This is a genomic window from Nostoc sp. (assembly GCF_036919615.1).
Taxonomy (GTDB): domain Bacteria; phylum Cyanobacteriota; class Cyanobacteriia; order Cyanobacteriales; family Nostocaceae; genus Nostoc.
On record NZ_JBALCN010000097.1, the window covers coordinates 23,354 to 40,053 of the forward strand.

The 16,700-nt window shown below is 41.3% G+C and carries 20 protein-coding genes and 1 pseudogene; 8 read left to right on the top strand and 13 right to left on the bottom strand.

The features are described 5' to 3' along the window. Window positions 1-11 precede the first annotated feature (11 nt). Window positions 12-404, top strand: coding sequence for a carboxymuconolactone decarboxylase family protein (locus V7K48_RS28580; protein WP_335077665.1), 393 nt, complete (start codon window positions 12-14; stop codon window positions 402-404). 55 nt (window positions 405-459) lie between these two features. Further along, window positions 460-1,272, top strand: coding sequence for an alpha/beta fold hydrolase (locus tag V7K48_RS28585; protein WP_335077667.1), 813 nt, complete (start codon window positions 460-462; stop codon window positions 1,270-1,272). 84 nt (window positions 1,273-1,356) lie between these two features. Here V7K48_RS28585 and V7K48_RS28590 read toward each other — a convergent pair whose 3' ends face one another. The 3 genes from V7K48_RS28590 to V7K48_RS28600 all read right to left on the bottom strand — a co-directional run bounded on the left by V7K48_RS28590 (window position 1,357) and on the right by V7K48_RS28600 (window position 3,495). Next, entirely contained in the window at window positions 1,357-1,704 is a 348-nt protein-coding gene (locus V7K48_RS28590) for a hypothetical protein (protein ID WP_335077669.1), read from the bottom strand. 80 nt (window positions 1,705-1,784) lie between these two features. After that, window positions 1,785-3,269 (bottom strand): CIA30 family protein, encoded by a 1,485-nt coding sequence (locus V7K48_RS28595; RefSeq protein ID WP_335077671.1) that lies wholly within the window; start codon window positions 3,267-3,269, stop codon window positions 1,785-1,787. 10 nt (window positions 3,270-3,279) lie between these two features. Continuing rightward, window positions 3,280-3,495, bottom strand: a complete 216-nt coding sequence (locus V7K48_RS28600; RefSeq protein WP_335077673.1) for a hypothetical protein — start codon at window positions 3,493-3,495, stop codon at window positions 3,280-3,282. Window positions 3,496-3,515: 20 nt separating this feature from the next. Here V7K48_RS28600 and V7K48_RS28605 point away from each other — a divergent pair, with 20 nt between their 5' ends. The 3 genes from V7K48_RS28605 (at window position 3,516) to V7K48_RS28615 (ending at window position 5,968) form a co-directional block, all read left to right on the top strand. After that, a complete protein-coding gene (locus V7K48_RS28605; RefSeq protein ID WP_335077675.1) occupies window positions 3,516-3,851 on the top strand; it encodes a hypothetical protein in 336 nt (111 codons plus the stop codon). A 536-nt stretch (window positions 3,852-4,387) separates the two neighbouring features. Further along, a complete protein-coding gene (locus tag V7K48_RS28610; RefSeq protein WP_335077677.1) occupies window positions 4,388-4,897 on the top strand; it encodes a HugZ family pyridoxamine 5'-phosphate oxidase in 510 nt (169 codons plus the stop codon). A gap of 159 nt (window positions 4,898-5,056) precedes the next feature. Further along, entirely contained in the window at window positions 5,057-5,968 is a 912-nt protein-coding gene (locus V7K48_RS28615; RefSeq protein WP_335077679.1) for an alpha/beta fold hydrolase, read from the top strand. A 92-nt stretch (window positions 5,969-6,060) separates the two neighbouring features. On the opposite strand, the gene V7K48_RS35200 is transcribed toward V7K48_RS28615, so the two are convergent. Together V7K48_RS35200 and V7K48_RS35205 are read right to left on the bottom strand one after the other, a co-directional pair. Then, on the bottom strand, window positions 6,061-6,276 hold the full coding sequence (locus V7K48_RS35200) for a hypothetical protein (RefSeq protein WP_442949484.1): 216 nt from the start codon (window positions 6,274-6,276) through the stop codon (window positions 6,061-6,063). 8 nt (window positions 6,277-6,284) lie between these two features. Then, window positions 6,285-6,476 (bottom strand): hypothetical protein, encoded by a 192-nt coding sequence (locus tag V7K48_RS35205; protein WP_442949485.1) that lies wholly within the window; start codon window positions 6,474-6,476, stop codon window positions 6,285-6,287. A gap of 133 nt (window positions 6,477-6,609) precedes the next feature. Between V7K48_RS35205 and V7K48_RS28625 the strand changes: the two genes are divergently transcribed. Then, on the top strand, window positions 6,610-7,005 hold the full coding sequence (locus tag V7K48_RS28625) for a hypothetical protein (protein ID WP_335077681.1): 396 nt from the start codon (window positions 6,610-6,612) through the stop codon (window positions 7,003-7,005). Between the two features lie 560 nt (window positions 7,006-7,565). Here the strand turns inward: V7K48_RS28625 and V7K48_RS28630 are convergent. After that, window positions 7,566-8,237 carry a LuxR C-terminal-related transcriptional regulator gene (locus tag V7K48_RS28630; protein ID WP_335077683.1) on the bottom strand — a complete coding sequence of 224 codons (672 nt, stop codon included), beginning with the start codon at window positions 8,235-8,237 and terminating at the stop codon, window positions 7,566-7,568. A gap of 101 nt (window positions 8,238-8,338) precedes the next feature. Between V7K48_RS28630 and V7K48_RS28635 the strand changes: the two genes are divergently transcribed. After that, the gene (locus V7K48_RS28635; protein ID WP_335077685.1) at window positions 8,339-8,995 is read left to right on the top strand and encodes a DUF3386 domain-containing protein; all 657 of its coding nucleotides are present in this window, start codon (window positions 8,339-8,341) and stop codon (window positions 8,993-8,995) included. A gap of 260 nt (window positions 8,996-9,255) precedes the next feature. On the opposite strand, the gene V7K48_RS28640 is transcribed toward V7K48_RS28635, so the two are convergent. From V7K48_RS28640 to V7K48_RS28665, 6 genes and pseudogenes are all read right to left on the bottom strand, one after another. Beyond that, on the bottom strand, window positions 9,256-10,206 hold the full coding sequence (locus tag V7K48_RS28640; RefSeq protein WP_335077687.1) for an extracellular solute-binding protein: 951 nt from the start codon (window positions 10,204-10,206) through the stop codon (window positions 9,256-9,258). 366 nt (window positions 10,207-10,572) lie between these two features. Then, on the bottom strand, window positions 10,573-11,250 hold the full coding sequence (locus V7K48_RS28645) for a hypothetical protein (protein ID WP_335077689.1): 678 nt from the start codon (window positions 11,248-11,250) through the stop codon (window positions 10,573-10,575). A 680-nt stretch (window positions 11,251-11,930) separates the two neighbouring features. Beyond that, on the bottom strand, window positions 11,931-12,731 hold the full coding sequence (locus V7K48_RS28650) for an ABC transporter permease (RefSeq protein ID WP_335077691.1): 801 nt from the start codon (window positions 12,729-12,731) through the stop codon (window positions 11,931-11,933). A gap of 2 nt (window positions 12,732-12,733) precedes the next feature. Further along, complete coding sequence (locus tag V7K48_RS28655) at window positions 12,734-13,552, bottom strand: ABC transporter permease (protein ID WP_335077693.1); 819 nt, start codon at window positions 13,550-13,552, stop codon at window positions 12,734-12,736. After that, a pseudogene (locus V7K48_RS28660) lies at window positions 13,549-14,538 on the bottom strand (ABC transporter ATP-binding protein). The gene V7K48_RS28655 and the pseudogene V7K48_RS28660 overlap by 4 nt, the downstream one beginning before the upstream one ends. Before the next feature lie 312 nt (window positions 14,539-14,850). Then, window positions 14,851-15,066 carry a hypothetical protein gene (locus V7K48_RS28665; protein WP_335077695.1) on the bottom strand — a complete coding sequence of 72 codons (216 nt, stop codon included), beginning with the start codon at window positions 15,064-15,066 and terminating at the stop codon, window positions 14,851-14,853. Between V7K48_RS28665 and V7K48_RS28670 the strand changes: the two genes are divergently transcribed. Further along, entirely contained in the window at window positions 15,065-15,994 is a 930-nt protein-coding gene (locus V7K48_RS28670; protein WP_335077697.1) for an alpha/beta fold hydrolase, read from the top strand. The two genes, V7K48_RS28665 and V7K48_RS28670, sit on opposite strands and share 2 nt — an antisense overlap. A 134-nt stretch (window positions 15,995-16,128) precedes the next feature. Here the strand turns inward: V7K48_RS28670 and V7K48_RS28675 are convergent, their stop codons facing one another. Then, window positions 16,129-16,674 carry an RNA 2'-phosphotransferase gene (locus V7K48_RS28675; RefSeq protein WP_335077699.1) on the bottom strand — a complete coding sequence of 182 codons (546 nt, stop codon included), beginning with the start codon at window positions 16,672-16,674 and terminating at the stop codon, window positions 16,129-16,131. Window positions 16,675-16,700: the final 26 nt, after the last annotated feature.

The window sequence follows — 16,700 nt, forward strand, 5'->3', positions numbered from 1 at the left end:
ACATTATAAACATGACTAAGCTGATTGAATACGAAGAAGCCAGCGACGAAGTACGTGCAGTATATGACGATATCCGCACCACTCGCCAAAATGACTATATCAATAACTTTTGGAAAGCTATAGCTAACCATCCCCCTACCTTGCAACGAACTTGGCAAGCGCTAAAGGAAGTGATGATCAGCCCTGGTGAGATTGATCCACTGATGCGCGAACTAATTTACATCGCCGTGAGTGCGACGAATGGCTGTGAGTACTGCATTGCCTCGCACACAGCAGCAGCGCGTGCCAAAGGGATGAATGATACCATGTTTGGGGAAGTAATGGCGATCGCAGCCACTGCCAACATGACCAATCGCCTCGCCAACGGCTATCAAATTCCGGTGGACGAGAGATTTAAGACGTAGGAGTGTAGCCTTGTTTATCCCTGCTTAAAAATAAGGTTTAGTAGAATTATTGACTATGCCCAAGGTTCAGATTAACGGGATTGATTTGTTTTACGACATTAAGGGAACCGGTGAGCCTTTGCTATTAATAGCTGGCTTCCTTTGTGATCATGCCTATTGGTCACTGATCATGCCATCGCTGGTTTCGCAGTATCAAGTCATTCGCTTGGACAACCGAGGTATGGGGCGAAGTTCTGCTCCCGAAAGCCCCTATAGTCTGAGGCAGATGGCTAGTGATGTTGCAGCATTGCTCGATTACATCGGGATTAATAAGGTGCATCTAGCAGGTCATTCAATGGGTGGTCAAATAGCCCAAGAACTAGTGTTAGCACATCCTAAAAAGGTACAAAGTCTGATGCTACTTTCATCGTTGCCAAAGGGTGATGCATTATTCAATAGCATCATTGAGACTTGGGGCGAACTCTGCGGTAATGTAGACCTGAAACTTTATGAAAAAGTCGTATTACCCTGGATATTTACAGATACGTTCTACTCGATTCCAGGAATGATCGAAGGTCGAATTGAATTTGCGATCAGATATCCGTTCCCGCCTGCGACTCATTCAGTTTATCATCACAGCCGAGCCATGCTTGACTTTGACACAACAGACCGCCTTCAACAAATTCATTGTCCTACCCTAGTTCTAGTTGGTAAACAAGATATTCTCACCCCGTTAAAGTTTTCCCAGCAACTTGCTCAAGGCATTTCCAACACTGAACTTGTAGTCCTCGATGGTGAGGGTCATGGCTTCTTAATTGAGTCGCCGGATGCTGTGGTTTCAACCATGCTTAACTTCCTGCGGAAGTTGGAGCCAGCTTACACTATTTGATCCTCCCCAACCTAAAGGTAGGCAAACTGACGCCACAGTGTACTAGTAATAAGTTCTGAAAAATAGACAGGGTAATTGAAATATTCAGCGAGTTTCTAAATTAGAAACTCGCTCCTCTAATTTATTGACTTGTTGCTTCAATTCAACCACCAAAGTTGCCAGCCGATCAAACATCCGATCTTGCTGTGATAAGTTCCCTCTGGAACCAGTTGACTGTCGTGGGGTAAGTGTTGTTCTTCGGGATGGAGACTGGCGACTTTGACCCAGTTGAGACTCTATCTGGTTTAACCGAGACTCAACACGATTAAAGTCTGCTTCCAGGTTGTTGATACGGGACTCCACTTGCTGCGATGAAGCAGTTTTGGAAAATAACCCGCCCCAGATAATTGTTATTAAAATCCCAGCAAGTATTAGCACTTGGATTTTTTTCATGTAAATAGCTAAATTACAACAGTCTATTTAGACCAGATGTGTTGCTATGGCTACAGAGTATAAGTCTGTATTCACTTCACTTATTTATCCGGTTCTAAGTTAGAAAATAGCTTCTGCCAATCGATAGAGTTAAGAGTATTATCTCCCTGTTTTATCTCAAACGTGACATTACAAGCTTTTCCTAGTTTTAGCGCTTGCACGCAAAGTTCTGCTACATCCTCACGGCTGATTTTGCCCTTAATATTATCGCCTTGCTCAAATATTAATTCCTTACCCCCTGCTTCCTCAGTTAAGGCACAAGGTCTAATAATCGTATAAGGAATTCCGCTTTCTCTTAAACTATCTTCTCCCTTCAACTTCCAAGTTAAAATTCCTCCCAATTGGTCATTTAATTTCACTGCTGGCGGTTCTTCATCTAAATTAATGCCAGGGCGTCCGGGACGAGTCACGCCTGCCGAACTGACGAGGAGAAATTGTGGTAATCTTGTCCCACCATAAGCTTTAATTGATTCCAACTGCAAAGCAAAACCACCGGGAGAAAATTTGGGATTTAAAGCATCATCATGTTCAAATTTGCTCAACATCAGTTGGAATGAAGAAATTCTATTCTGCTCAAGTGGCGGCGCATCTTTGACAGTTTTTGCCCTAAATACGGGAATCAAATCTGCAAAGGGAATCTGAACATCTATCCAGGTATTAGCTACGGTATCGAAAGAATAGCTGTAGCCAATGCCATCCCATTTTGTATCTGTCCGCAAGAATATTTTATAACGCTGACCGTCACCTTTGACGCGCAATTTCACACCTTCGTAACCAGATAAGTTGAAGGGGGGATCAAAATTCTTAGTTCTGACAGAAGCAAATCCGCCAGAGTTAGCCGTGGAGATATTACCAGCAAACAAAGCTGTATTTTCTACTAATTGGATATTACTGGCACTCACGCCACCCATGACGACATCATCCAGCGCCCCCCAATTATCCTTTAATTCTGCTGATGGCTTTGTGAAATCAAATATCGGTTTTTCGTTTGCTTGAGGTAAATATTTTGCAGCCGCTTGGACTAAGTTTTTAACACCTTGATATTCTACATTTTCTGGAGTGTCGCCAACAATTTCTGGTTGGTAAAATTTAACACCTTGGTAGTATTTGGCTCTATCTGCTGTGTCTCCCTCAACTGGTTGGACGCGCACTGCTGTGCAACAAACTACAGCTTGGATATCAGCCATAACTAAAGGAGTTAAAGTTTCTGGTTTAGTGATATCCGCAACTACCAAGTCTATATCATTACCAAGAAATGACCGCGCTTTGTCAATGTCTCGAACTAGTGCGCGAACTTTATAACCTCGTTCGAGCGATCGCTGCACCACTCGTTTACCTACACCACCTGTTGCACCTGCTACTAATATTACACCCACGTTTCTTCCTCCATTGGGTCTATCTTGATTATCCTTAGGACGACCTTGGATTAACTGCTGTACCCAGTTAAGGAAAGGAATTACCTCAAAGTAAGTCAGGGTTTCGATAAACCTGCCTAAGTCCCATTGAGAACGATTTTTATCAGTCATATTTGCGTCCTCATAACTTTCTCCAGTCTAGCCCAATGAGTTTCATCTCTGTAGATTGAGAGAGAGCGATCGCTCCCTTGGGCATGTAAGTAGCTGTCCAACTAAGAATGTACGCTTTTAAAATCGGACTAACTTTCCTTATAATTGTTAAATTGTTGACAGGAAATATAGACAAAGCTTTGAGTTTATAAAAGTGCTTGTAATTCTCTAATAAAATATCAACCATGTTACTCACCTCCCCGACAGTTGGATGGTAATAGTTACAGTGCTGAGGTAGTTTCAAAACTGTTTCTTAGGGAAATTTGGCAACAGATTGAACAGCAATTACAACCCAGTAGTGTCATTTTCACAGTTCCCGTAAGTGCCTTTGAGCGATATCTTGACTGGTTCCACAACTTGGGCGACAAGTTAAATATTCCCGCAGTACAAATTGTCGATGAATCTACCGCAGCAGCCCTTGGTTATGCTGTCAAGCATCCTGGTATTCTCATGACTCGCCACAAACACCAGCACCCAACACTTATCGCATTGATTTTCCCAACAAGCGGGTGCTGGAATTTAATCATCAAGTTATCCAGCTAAATCAATTAAAGAGATTTACCTGTTCCCTGAATACCCACAAGTAACATCCCTTTGGGGTTAGGAATACTCTAGCGTCTGGCTTCTTCGGTAAAAGCATCTTGGTGCATTAGTAATGGCGTAGCGGCGTAAGAACTGACAAACAACAAAAACAGCCCTTAATTGATATTTTCTGGCGTAAAACATAAGTATTAGTACTTATGTTCTACTATGGTTGCTTTTTTGCGTATTGCTAAGAGGTTTTGCGATTGCTGGTTGGAGTTGGGACAAAAAAGCAGAAAAATACCTTTGCTCTCACAAGTTTAAAACTAGCTACAATTAAGCTAAATCTTTGGCATTTCATGCGTAGGCGTAGCCTGCACAACTCTTGGAGACGCTCTTGCTAGCTTGCTTCCACGTTCGCGCTAGCGTCTTTGTTGGCGCAGCCTCTCCGTCAGGAGAAGGAGAAGTGGTACGACAAGCTCAGGGACCATCGTAGACATTGCTCAATCACGTTAGGATACTTAATTAGGGGTTCCTAATCAAACGGTAATTTACTTATGAGCCAACTTGAAAACATTCAAGCTGAGTACGAAAAGTTTCCAGGAGAATTGGAAAGTGTAATCATTAGCACCGTGAGTGCACAGGCAATACCCAATGCTAGTTATGCTCCATTTGTAATCGATGATTCCAAGAATATCTACATTTACGTCAGTGGTCTTTCGACTCATACCAAAAATCTCTATGGCAATCCTCATGTTAGTGTCTTGTTTATTGAGGATGAAGCTAAGAGTAATCTAATTTTTGCCCGTCGTCGTTTGAGTTTTGATTGTACGGCAACTTTAATAGAGCGTGAAACTGACAAGTGGAATCAAATTGTTGAGCAATTTCAAGGGCGCTTTGGTCAAATTATCGAGGTTTTGCGCGGCTTGTCTGACTTTCGGATTTTCCAGCTAACTCCGAGTGAAGGTCGTTTTGTAGTTGGTTTTGGGGGAGCTTATCACATTAGTGGTGATCACCTCCATCAACTTGTTCAGATCACAGGAGATAATGACAAAAAGCAAGGATGAATTATCAATTATGAATTAGCTTGACTGTATGCAAATTAAATATGGAACAGCTTAGGAGACAAAAAGTTTACTTCCTCCGAGATTTATCGGTAAGCTTTACTTTATACTTCTTAATTTTGCCTTTAGGTAAAGTGTCATTAAACTAAACTCTTTAATTTTATGCTTCAGTTTCAACCTCCTGGCTTTGGACAGAAAGTCATCCATACATCCTTGGGGGCAATGGTTTACTATACGCAAACGAATACGCCTTGGGCGAACGCCCAAGGTGTTGGAAGAGCCATCGCTGATACTGAAGATTTACCCCCATTATTATTTCTCCATAACTTTGGTGGTGGGGCATCTGCATATGAATGGTCTAAAGTTTACCCAGCTTTTGCCTCTAATTACCACATTTTAGCCCCCGATTTAATCGGCTGGGGAGAATCATCTCATCCAGTCCGGGATTATAAAATTAGGGATTATCTCAGCACGATCGCAGAGTTTATCATCCAAACTTGTCGCCAGCCAGTGACAGTAGTAGCCTCGTCTCTAACAGCCGCTTTTGCTATCCGCCTAGCTATTGTTCAACCCAATTTATTCAAAGCACTATTGTTAATATCCCCCTCTGGATTTGATGATTTTGGACAAGGTGCTGGACGCAGACTTCCACTTTCGGTAATCAATATGCCTCTGTTGGACAATTTAATTTATATCCTTGGTGCTGAAAATGAAATTGCAGTCCGAAATTTTTTACAAAGTTTTTTGTTTGCTAAGTCACAACGAGTATCCCAAGAGATAGTGGAGGCTTATTTAACCTCTGCACAACAGCCTAATGCCAAGTTTGCCGCTTTGGCATTTTTGCGGGGCGATCTTTACTTTGACCTGAGTTTATATATTCAGCAACTGACAATTCCGACTATCATTTTTTGGGGAGAAAAGGCACAATTTACCAACATTAAGCTAGGACGACGCTTGGCAAATTTAAATATAAGGGCAATTCAAGATTTTTATGCGATCGCAGATGCAGGAATATTACCTCATTTGGAAATACCAGAAGTTCTCATTGGTCTATTGCAACGGTATCTTGGGTAACAGGGGAGTAAGGACTGGGGATTGGGGACAAGGGGGACAACTATTAATGCCCAATGCCTAATGCTCCATACCCAATGCCCAGTTTATGATAGTTATTTAGAGAGGAATTGTGCGTTTAATGCTTTAGTGATGCGATCGCTAGAAACTTCCAAGTGGGCTAGGATGTAAATATCAAGGCTTTCACCCTCCGAGTTCGCAGTCGCTTCTCCTAAGGGAGACACGCAAGGAACAAGCAGGGGAACCCCACCAACGCGCTGCTCACGTCTTGTTGGTTTAGGCTGACAATAATAGCTTTTTGCAGTTGGCACAATTCCTACTAAGCCAATGTACAACCATCTTCAGGTATATCAGTAGTACCCAACATTATCTCTAGCAAAATATTCAAATATTCCCCTTGCAGTGAACGACGGATGCTATAAATTGGCTTTGGTTCTTTTGGGGAAAAACTTTTGTGCAGATGCCTGTTTGTATGCTCTTGCCCATAAACTAATTGCAAATATCCATGCATCTAACAAGTCACCTCTTCCCCAGGATTTAAAAAGCATTTCTTTTTTATAACTGAGATATGTCTTTTGTTAGAAGGATAATTACCTTTTTATAGTTAATCTTTAATTTGTACTCCAAAAAACAAGCTAATTAGCATGATAAATTTGATTTCTAGGACGATTAGTCACATCAGTTCTCTGCTTAAAGGACTTCAGGTAAAATCTTTTTTGGCTGTTGTCTTAGTTGGTTTTATAGTGCTGACGACGAATGTTAGTTATGGGCAAAATGACAAAGGATTAGGCGAAAGAGTTCGCGAACAGGTAGAGCAAAATGATGCTCAAAGACCGAAAACAGTAGGGCAGTGGAATAAAGAAGCTCGTGAAACGAAAGGTTCTCCTGGTGAACGAGTTAAGAAGATTGGAAAAGAGTCAGCAGAAGCCTTTAAAGAATTTGGATCTGGGTACGTAGAGGGTGCTCAAAAAACTGCTAGTGATGTAGGGGACAGTGCGGCAGACACAGCCAAAGATATCTCTAACAAAGTTGGACGCTAAATACGTTACAATATTCTATTGGCAGGGAGTACCAATAACTTTTCGCCAATAAATGAGTCACAATCAATAGAAACGCTGGTGTCTAACCAAGGAACTTTTCTAATACTTGGGTAAGGTGCTTACCCTTGCTGATGAAAGATCGTAGCGTTTCTGAGTTGCATAAAATATAGGACTTTAGTAGGGGCGCATAGCTAGCTGTGCGCCCCTAATGCCTGTTTCATCCAAAGGAGAATTGCTAATTTTGAGAAACATCACCGATAGCGTTAGGTTCGCCTTGGTCTTGTAGAGAAGCGGTAGCGAGTCAGATGCTGCTACATTGTTAACGCAATGCTTACTAGCGTCAGCCTCTTCTCTACCTTGGGCTGCGCCAACGAGTCATATCATGTCCGGATAATCGCTTACGATAAAGTTAGGAAATAAAAATATGACTTATGCCAAAACGAATCAGTATAGCCGAGCATTAAAATAGCTCTGAACTAGAGCAATTTTATAAACATGCTAAAGACGGAATAGAAAGTCGTCAGTATCAGATTATAAGGGTATTTTGGCAAAGGTATTGTTTATGAAACTTGTATATCTTGCAGCTTTGCCACCATTTCCGCACGGGCCGAAACCTTCAATTTACGAAACATCCTCTTCAAAGCTTGTTTGACGGAATTTTGCGTAATCCAAAGTTTTTCTCCAATTTCGGCGTTCGTTAACCCCTGCGCCACTAACTCGGCAATTTCTAACTCACGCACTGTAAGAGGACTGACCAAAAGGGAATTGGATATTTTTGGTTTTGTCCGTAGAGTTGCCATTTTTGCTGATAAATGAATGCATAAGGCACTCAGATCAGCTAAATCGTTGCCATTAAAAGCAGGATTTCCCTTGTCACGAGCTAAGTTAAGCGTTCCTACAAGACGACCATCGCAAACAATTGGCCCAGTCATTACGTGTTCATGATCAGAACGCGAGCAAAAATGCTTCCAGTCTCCTGGTGATAATAATAACTGCTCATGGGCGGGAGCATGACGCTCAACCACGTAACGCCCGACTGGATTGCTTTCTAAGCATACTGCCGGAATACCCTGAATATCAATATCAGTGGTTGGCTGTTTATTTAGGAAATAAATACCCCAATTTTGCACGCCAAAATGCTCACCAATTTTATCCGTGAGAGCTAGTCTTAATTCTTGCTCATTTTGGACATTGGCGATCGCATGAAATACGGCGTGAAGAGAATTTGCCATAAGTGTACCCAGTTGGGGACTATCCAAGCCTCAACAATTACTTCTATGCTAATACCAAGAAAACTAAAACGCTAATTAATAGTAGCGACTAGGAGAAGCACATGACAGTTACAAAACTCTCTGCTCAGGAACTTTTCCGGGCTGCTTATGAGAACCGCTATACTTGGGACAAAAATTTCCCTGGTTATACCGCAAATATCACTTTTAAGCAAGATGATAAAATATTTACAGGCAAAGTTATCATCAGCGCCAATCTCAAAGCGGAAGTTTTGGATGTAAATGACGAGTCGGCCAAGCAGGCAATTCATGGTCAAGCATGGGAAATAGCAATTCACCGCATCCGCCGCAGCTTTGAAGACACCCACAGCGCCAATACGTTTAGCTATGGTAAAACTGACGAAACTGGTGCGGTTGAGCTTTTAATGGGTGGTAAGGCTGAGGGCGATAAATATAAAGTCCGCAATAATGAAGTATGCCATGTTCACCGTCTAATCCACGGTACTTTTGTGACAATTGACACCTTCAGCAGTCACGACACCGGGTCAGGCTACCTGTCCCATACCTATGACTCTGTGTACCATGACCCCAAAACTGGAGAACAAAAGGGTGGTAGAAGCGAATTTACCGATGAGTATGAAAAAGTTGGTGACTATTTCATCCTAAATCGTCGGGAGATTCGCACCGAGACAGCAGGACAAGTATCTATTCAGGAATTTGTCTTTTCTGATATCAAATTGTTGGAACCTGTTGCTGCTTAAGCTGTATTCTGCATTATAAATAAAAGCGATCGCTCTTTAGTTGAAGGGAGCGATCGCTTTTATTTTTTGACGTTTTGAGTGATGAAGTTTTAACTTTAGTTTAGACCAAAGACAAGCGATCAGAAAATAATGCCTGTAGAGTTACGGATAAGAAACTGATATTTCTTGTTTAAAAATTGCGGTGTCTATTACTACTATAAATAAACTGTAGGATGAGATTACAAATGATTGTTGCTACCAACAATCATTTTCCTATCGCTTTATCTAAGATTTTCAACTTGTATCTTTTGCTTTGGCTCTGCCAATTTTTTCTTGAGTGCTAAACCCATAGCCGCAGCTAGTAATAGTCCGTAAACATAGTTGGGTTCGGGTACTGATTTGGTGGGGCTAATAAATCCATACTTATGCAAAACTTGCTGTCCTTTATCTGACAAAATATAATCTGCTAGTTTCTGTGCATTCGGATCAGCATTTTTGATAACTGTTAAACCAAATGGCGCTGCAACAGACAAATAATCTGGTAGCCCAACTACTTGCAGACTCGGATCAATTTTTTTCGATGCGATCGCGCCAGTATAATAAGTCAAGAAAACATCTGCTTGCTGAGTCTTGTTTAGAAAATACACTAAGCTGTCCTGTCCTGATGGGACTACTGGGGTATTCGTTCCACCTGTTAATCGCAAGGCTTTACTATTGAGGGTATCAAAACTACCAGGGTTTTTGGAATTAGCTTGAGTAAATATCTGTTGAGTGTAGTCTCCAAGAGGATCTAATATAGGTGTTGAAGTTCCCAACTTGATGTTGGGATTTAGTAAGTAATCTAACACCTGATTTGGTGTAATTTTTGCCTGGGAATACTTTGAGGAAAACACCGCTACAATCTGGTTTTTAGTAAATTCCACTGGCTGACTGCTCAACCCCTTAATGTAGAGTTTTTGTGGATTTCCAATATCTGCACTAGCAAAGACATCAGCAGTAGGCTGTCCAAGTTGGAGTTCTGTTTCTATTGCTTGTTCTCTAATCCCTGAGGGCCCAAATAGTGTACTCACTCCTATTCCTGTTTCTTGGGTGAAGTCTTGGCTGACTTCCGTTAGTGCATTTCTTAGACTACCTGCTCCATATAAGTTGAGATTAGCAGCAAAAGCTTGATTTGGTATCACAACACTAAAGACACAAGCTGCCAAAGAACCTGTCAAAAAATATTTTTTCATCTGTTCACTAAAATCTTCAAGTTTTTGGGTATTTTATCCTCAAAGTTCAGACTACCAATTTAGTTGGAAAAATGTCAATTACTTTATATAGATAAATGTTGGCTGACAATACGGTTTGGTTAAGAAAGTTATCAGTTAAGGCAATCAGGAGGAGCAGCAATTCAGTAGGGGAAGAAAGAATTATTGCTCAATAACTCTTTTTTTTCCCCTGCCTCAATAGCTTATCTGAATCGTATTGGACTTTGTTAATTATTGAAGACATGGTGGGTGTAAACAAGCTTTTTGCCAGCCACACTCAATATATTTACAAATGTCTCCAGAAGTTATTGCGCTCTTGGCTTGACACCGACAACCTTAGCCTTTATATCAGAAATTTTTTGGTTTCAAAGGAGAAGCAGGAGCAGATAATATAAGGATATTTGTCACATTACTAACGTAACGACCTCCAGCTTTGTCACCTGGAACTACTAAACGAGCAAATCCTTCATCTATTAAAGGCACAACTTTACCATCAGCACCTTTTTTTGCATATGCAACTAACACTGTTTTCCCTTCAAAGTTAGGTTGAATTTCACCAATAGCTACAACTGCACCATAGCAATCTGTGGCATCAACTAGAACATATTGCCGCAGAAAAGAGTTTTTAGAATTCAAACCAGAATTCCCAGGTCTGAGACCACCTCCGGCTTTTGGATTATTAATCAATTCCCATAGAGGAACTCCATAGTATGTTTCTGTTCGTGGACCTGAGCCAGTTTGAAAGCTCACAGTGATTTCAGTAACTAATGCTGGATTTTGTTTTTTTAAAGTATCTCGCAAATTTCTCAGGTTTTGCAAGTTATAAATGGTTGGATTCTTGATTTCTCCACCCAAGCGAAAACTTGGCGAAAAACCTCCAAGACACTTATTTTTATCCGAGAGAGATGCTATTTTTTCTGCTTTTTGCAACGGAAGACTACTTCTGGAGTCAGCTAAAGTAGGCTGCCATAAAACTAGTGCCGATAGTATTAATGATGCAAGGGGTATCGTGCGGGTAAAACGCATAAAACATTTCTCCGTTTACTATTGAATATTGAAAAGATTAGATAGTTTTGCTCACCAAAAATTAGTCTCGTTATCGCCAAAACTGAGCAAGTTGACAATAAATTTTGTAAGATTAAAATCAAAATGGTTCTATCGTTAAACTTTCAACTCCTTATCAGACGATACAAAATAGCTAGTTTTCAATATGAGTTATTAAAAACTAATGAATCCTTACGCCAAAGTTAGCCACAAACCTCTTATTAGATTTGCGTCTTTCAAAATGGATAGTGTATCTGTGTAATCTACAGAAGATAGTACCAACTTATTGAGTAAATTACCATATTATTTGGTAATTAAACCCTAACAAAATTAATTTTTATCTCTTTTTAAAATAGTTTAGCTTAATCTTGTAAAGAAACTTGCCATCGTTCTCTACCTTATAAATAGGTAACTATCAAGCTAATAAACTGTTTATAAGTGAGACTCACTTGTAAATTGGAAAACTGTCCCAGTTGTGGAGAAGGGTTGTAGTTGTGCCAACATAGTTGGAGCAAAACCATCTAATACAGCACGGCGTAAATAAGCAGACCATTAAAAAGCCATAAAGAGCTTATTCCATAATACTTTTGACTTTTGACTTTTGAATGAGTGACTTCCGCCTTGCGGTACTAGTGACTAGACAAATTTTTACGCCAACCTACTTAGCTACCAGTGGAACAGTAGTATCGTTCGCCTAGTTTCCAAAGTTTAAGCGCAACTATCAGAAATAGAATACCTGCGATTGGAGAGACGTAACAAAACCACAAAGGCACTAAAAAAGCATCTTCTTTTTCAAGCACTGCAAGCAGAGGAAAATAGCTCACGCAGGCAAGTGGTATAAAGAAAGTGAAAAATCGCTGAAACCATTTGCCATAAATTGAAAGAGGGTATTGAGCGGTTTCAACTCCTCCATAAGTGACGATATTCATAATTTCGAGCGACTCAATAGTCCAGAATGTGAGCGTTGCTTGCACAATAACGATACCGACAAAGAGGGCGACGCCACCAATAAATGAGGTGCCCAAAAGCCACCATGTTTTAAAAGTAACAGGAATGTAGAGAGTTGAAAGCGACCAGCCAGTAACAACAATTCCTTGAGAAAATCGTCCGATTCGTTTCAAAGGAAATTCTGTGCCCAGAAGTTGAAGTACTGTGGTGCGTGGACGAAGAAGTAAACGGTCGAAGTCACCGCTCTTAATTATTTTTCCAAATGAATCAAACCCTCGTCCCAGAGCATCAGCACAGGCAAAAGAAATATTAACCATTCCATAAAAGAGAGCAACTTCACTTAGAGTCCACGTACCAATACTATTAAAACGAGTAAAAAGTGCCCAGATTCCAAAAAATTCAATAACGGTTCCGAGAAAATGCCCTACTACTTGAAGCAAGAAGGACACTTTGTACTGCATTTGTGATTTTAAAGATACAGAGATATATCGGAGGTAGAGAAAAAAAGTGTTCACACTCATCCTCCTTGAATTACAAGCTTTCTTACACCACGGTTTACAAGGACACGCCCAAGGATAACAATGACAACTATCCAGAAAGTTTGATGCAGCAATACATGAAACAGTGCATTTGGTAAAAGATTACCAGTGAAAAGACGAAAAGGTTGGTCAACAAGCCCTGAAAAAGGAAGTGCATTCAGGAAAGGCTTGCTCCACTCAGGAAAAAGTGGCAAAGGAACAATCATTCCAGAGAACATAATAATCAGAGTGGGGAGGATACTATTAATTCCTTCACCAGAAAGTGTCCACATCATTGATATAGTCAGAAGCATAGTCAATGCAGACGAAAGCAGAATTGCACCAATAAACGATAGAAAAAAGGCAACCAAAGAAGCAAAGGAGGGTGGAAAAGAAAGCGATCGCTCCCAAAGCCCGACAATGGGAAAAAGAAAAGTTGTCACACAAAGCAGAGGAATAGCACGGAGGATTAGGGGCGCTGTACGAAGCGCCAGAGCGCGAGTGAACCAAAAATTATAAAGGTCAGTGGGTCGGAGAAGATCGTATCCTACCGCACCAGAACGTATCAAGTCTTGAATATCTCTATCACCTGACCAAGGGACAACCGCCATCAAAAACGCCTGTACAAGCCACACATATCCTACAGCCTCACGAAAAGTCATAGGTTGAGCAGAGGTTGCATGAGTGAAGAATGCCTCTAGAACCATAACTTTCAAGAACCCCCAAAATAGCTGAGTTGCAATCCCTGCCAAAGCAGCAGCACGATATTGCAGCAGTAGTGCAAATCTTGCAACAAACAATGACCAATAGGCTTTCATCCGAAAATCCCTCCTGATGCATAAAGTTCAGCAACTATCTCTTCAATAGGTGGATTTTCCACAAAAAGATCCTCTACTTCGTGTTTTGAGGTAATCTGGCTAATCAGGGAGGCAGCAGAAAGCTTTGTGGGATCGAAGGCGAGAGTTACCGTGTGACCTTCTTTTGAGATGATACTCACCCCTTCTTCTGCAAAGGAGAAATCATCGTTTGTCAGGTCTATTCTTAAGTAGCGACGCGAAGAAACTTGAGAACGCAGTGTTGCCAGAGTTCCATCACAAAGAATCTCACCTCCACCAATAATAATTATGCGATCGCACAATGCCTCGATATCATCCATATCATGGGTAGTCAGAATGGTGGTTACTTTATGAGTTTTATTCAGCGCTCTAATAAGTTTTCTGACAGCAAGTTTTGAAACCGCATCCAGCCCGATGGTAGGTTCATCAAGAAAAAGGATCTCAGGTCTATGAAGCATTGCAGCAGCAAAGTCACATCGCATCCTTTGACCAAGGCTTAATTGCCTCACAGGGGTAGAGAGAAAGCTTGATAGATCAAGCAAATCAATCATTTCTTGGCGTGTCTTTCGATATTCGGAATGGGGAACGCGATAAATATCCCGCAGCAGATCGAAAGACTCAATTACTGGCAGATCCCACCATAGCTGCGTTCTTTGACCAAACACTACCCCAATACGACCAACATGCCAGATTCTATCTTTTCAGGGAGTTTGTCCGCCAATTATGCATTTTCCACCTTCAGGCACTAAGATACCACTTAAAATTTTAATAGTAGTCGATTTACCAGCTCCATTTGGGCCGATGTACCCTACAAGTTCTCCCCGTTCAAGGGTGAATGAAACTCCTTTCAACGCATGAACAACTCTTGTTTTTCGCTGCACAAGCCCTCGTATTGAACCGAAAAGCCCAGAGGAGCGTTCAGACACAAAGAAAGTCTTTCTGAGGTCTTCGACAATAATGTGAGACATATATTATTTCAAGTTTTTTTGCAATAACTTGCAGCAGTTTGAATCTTATTGAGCCATGTTAAACTGCCGGATAATTTTGTAGCTATTTAAAAATACTTCCAACTCACATTTAGGAATTGGCTTAAGAGGTGTTTTTTTTGGTAATATTCCTCTATCGTGCCTACAGTTTTTAAGAATGGCGAATCTAACGGCTCAATCCAATCAGCCACTTCACGGGCCACAAAAAATCTTCAATCGACGCTTGAGACGCTAGTTACTTTGACGTGAAAGCTATACTCAACATGCATTATAATCTTTTTTGTTTAAGTACCGCTATTGTCGCTCATCCAACCCACCTCGTTCATGAACCCCAAGCACCCCTTTAAGTGGCGTCATTTCCAATCTGACATCATCTTGCTGTGCGTGCATTAGTATCTGCGCTATCCCTTGAGTTCCGCAACTTGGAGGAGATGTGGAACGGGGCTTACAGTAGACCATACAACGATGTATTGTTGGGTGCAGATTTGCTCCAGAATTAAAAATAACCATGAAAAAACTCATCCTCCGGCTGATCTTCGTCATTCTGGTGCTATGTAGATTGGTGGGTTACGCTGCTGTGAATAGCCCAGCGTCTGCTTCCGGCTGCGCGATCATCACCCGTTCCGCCCCTATTAGCAATGGAACGTTGTCCTACAACCAGATCGGCAACGGACAACCGATCTTACTGCTGCATGGACTATTTGCCAGCAAAGAGCAGTGGAACAGTATGATGTGTCAGTTGTCTGAGGCGGGTTATCAGGCGATCGCTCCCGACTTACCAGGCTACGGCAACAGCACTGGGTTCGCAACGAGAGACTATGCCCTGGAGAATCAGGTTGCACTGCTGCACCAATTAATGAATCAATTAGGAATTCGCTCCTTTGATGTGGCAGGGAGTTCGATGGGGGGAGCGATCGCCACCCTTTACAGCCAGCGTTACCCAGAACAGTTGCGTAGCCTTGCCTTTATCGGTTCACCTTTAGGTGTGATTGATTGGGCTTCAAGCGTCAGAAATTCCATCTTTGACGGGATAAATCCCTTTATTCCAATCACCAAAAAACAGTTTGACTTGGAAATTAGCCTGCTGTTTGTCACACCTCCCACCATCCCTGATTCTGTTAAAACAGAGAAAGTGAACGACTACATCACTCGTAACCGTCACTATCAACAGGTTTGGGACATCGTAAACCTGTACGATGACGTTCTCTGTCAGGAGCGATCAACTCAGCTTCCGACCCTTGCTATTTGGGGTAGAGAAGACAATATCTACGACATTCGTGGAGCTGATCGGCTGCAAGCCTGTATTCCCGGAAGCCAAGTGATCCGATTACCAAAGGCAGGACATCTGCTGCTAATGGAAAATTCACAGGAGGCAACTGCGGATTACTTAAGATTTCTCAATGTGTTTCACTCTAAAAATACATTGCCAATGTCTTAGAAAACAGTAATTTTTATGCGTAACTTTTATATTTCGCAGAAGCTGCGGGTAGACCAAATGCTATCAAATACTCAAAATAATGCAATAGTTCCTTTTTTAGAATTTCTAAATAAATCTTAACAACCTCTGAAAATTCAAATTTTTTGTAGATACTCAGGTGGCACATGATCCACCAACCAAACACCATTAGCAGAACAATAGAATATGTAACCCGCCTGATGCATTGCCACAGCATATACAGCAAAAACCACTGCTTTTCCATGTCTTGCACCAACAGTTTGGGCTGTTGCAATATCCTTCGATAAATGGACATGATGTCGTGATATTTTGCAAAGTCCTGTTTGTAAAATTGACTCTACAGATTTACGTCCTGTGCCATGATAAAGTTCATCTGGCGGAACACCAGGTTCTAATTGTAAATCGACTTTTACACTATGTCCTTGGTTCGCCCGAATCAGAGTCCCTGTAGAATCAAAAGAAAACCGTTGTTTCTCGTTAGATTCAACTACCGCCTCTAATTCCTGACGGTTAATCGGAAACTTGTTTTTAGCACAAGCAGTAAGTAGTTCATCAACAGCAACCCAACCAGCAGGAGCAAGTTTAATTCCAATTGCATCCGGTGTATGTCGCAGATATTTACTGAGATATTTGCTGATTTCGACGAGGCGAGAATCACTCATTTGATTGTGTTTGTCATTTTTATACT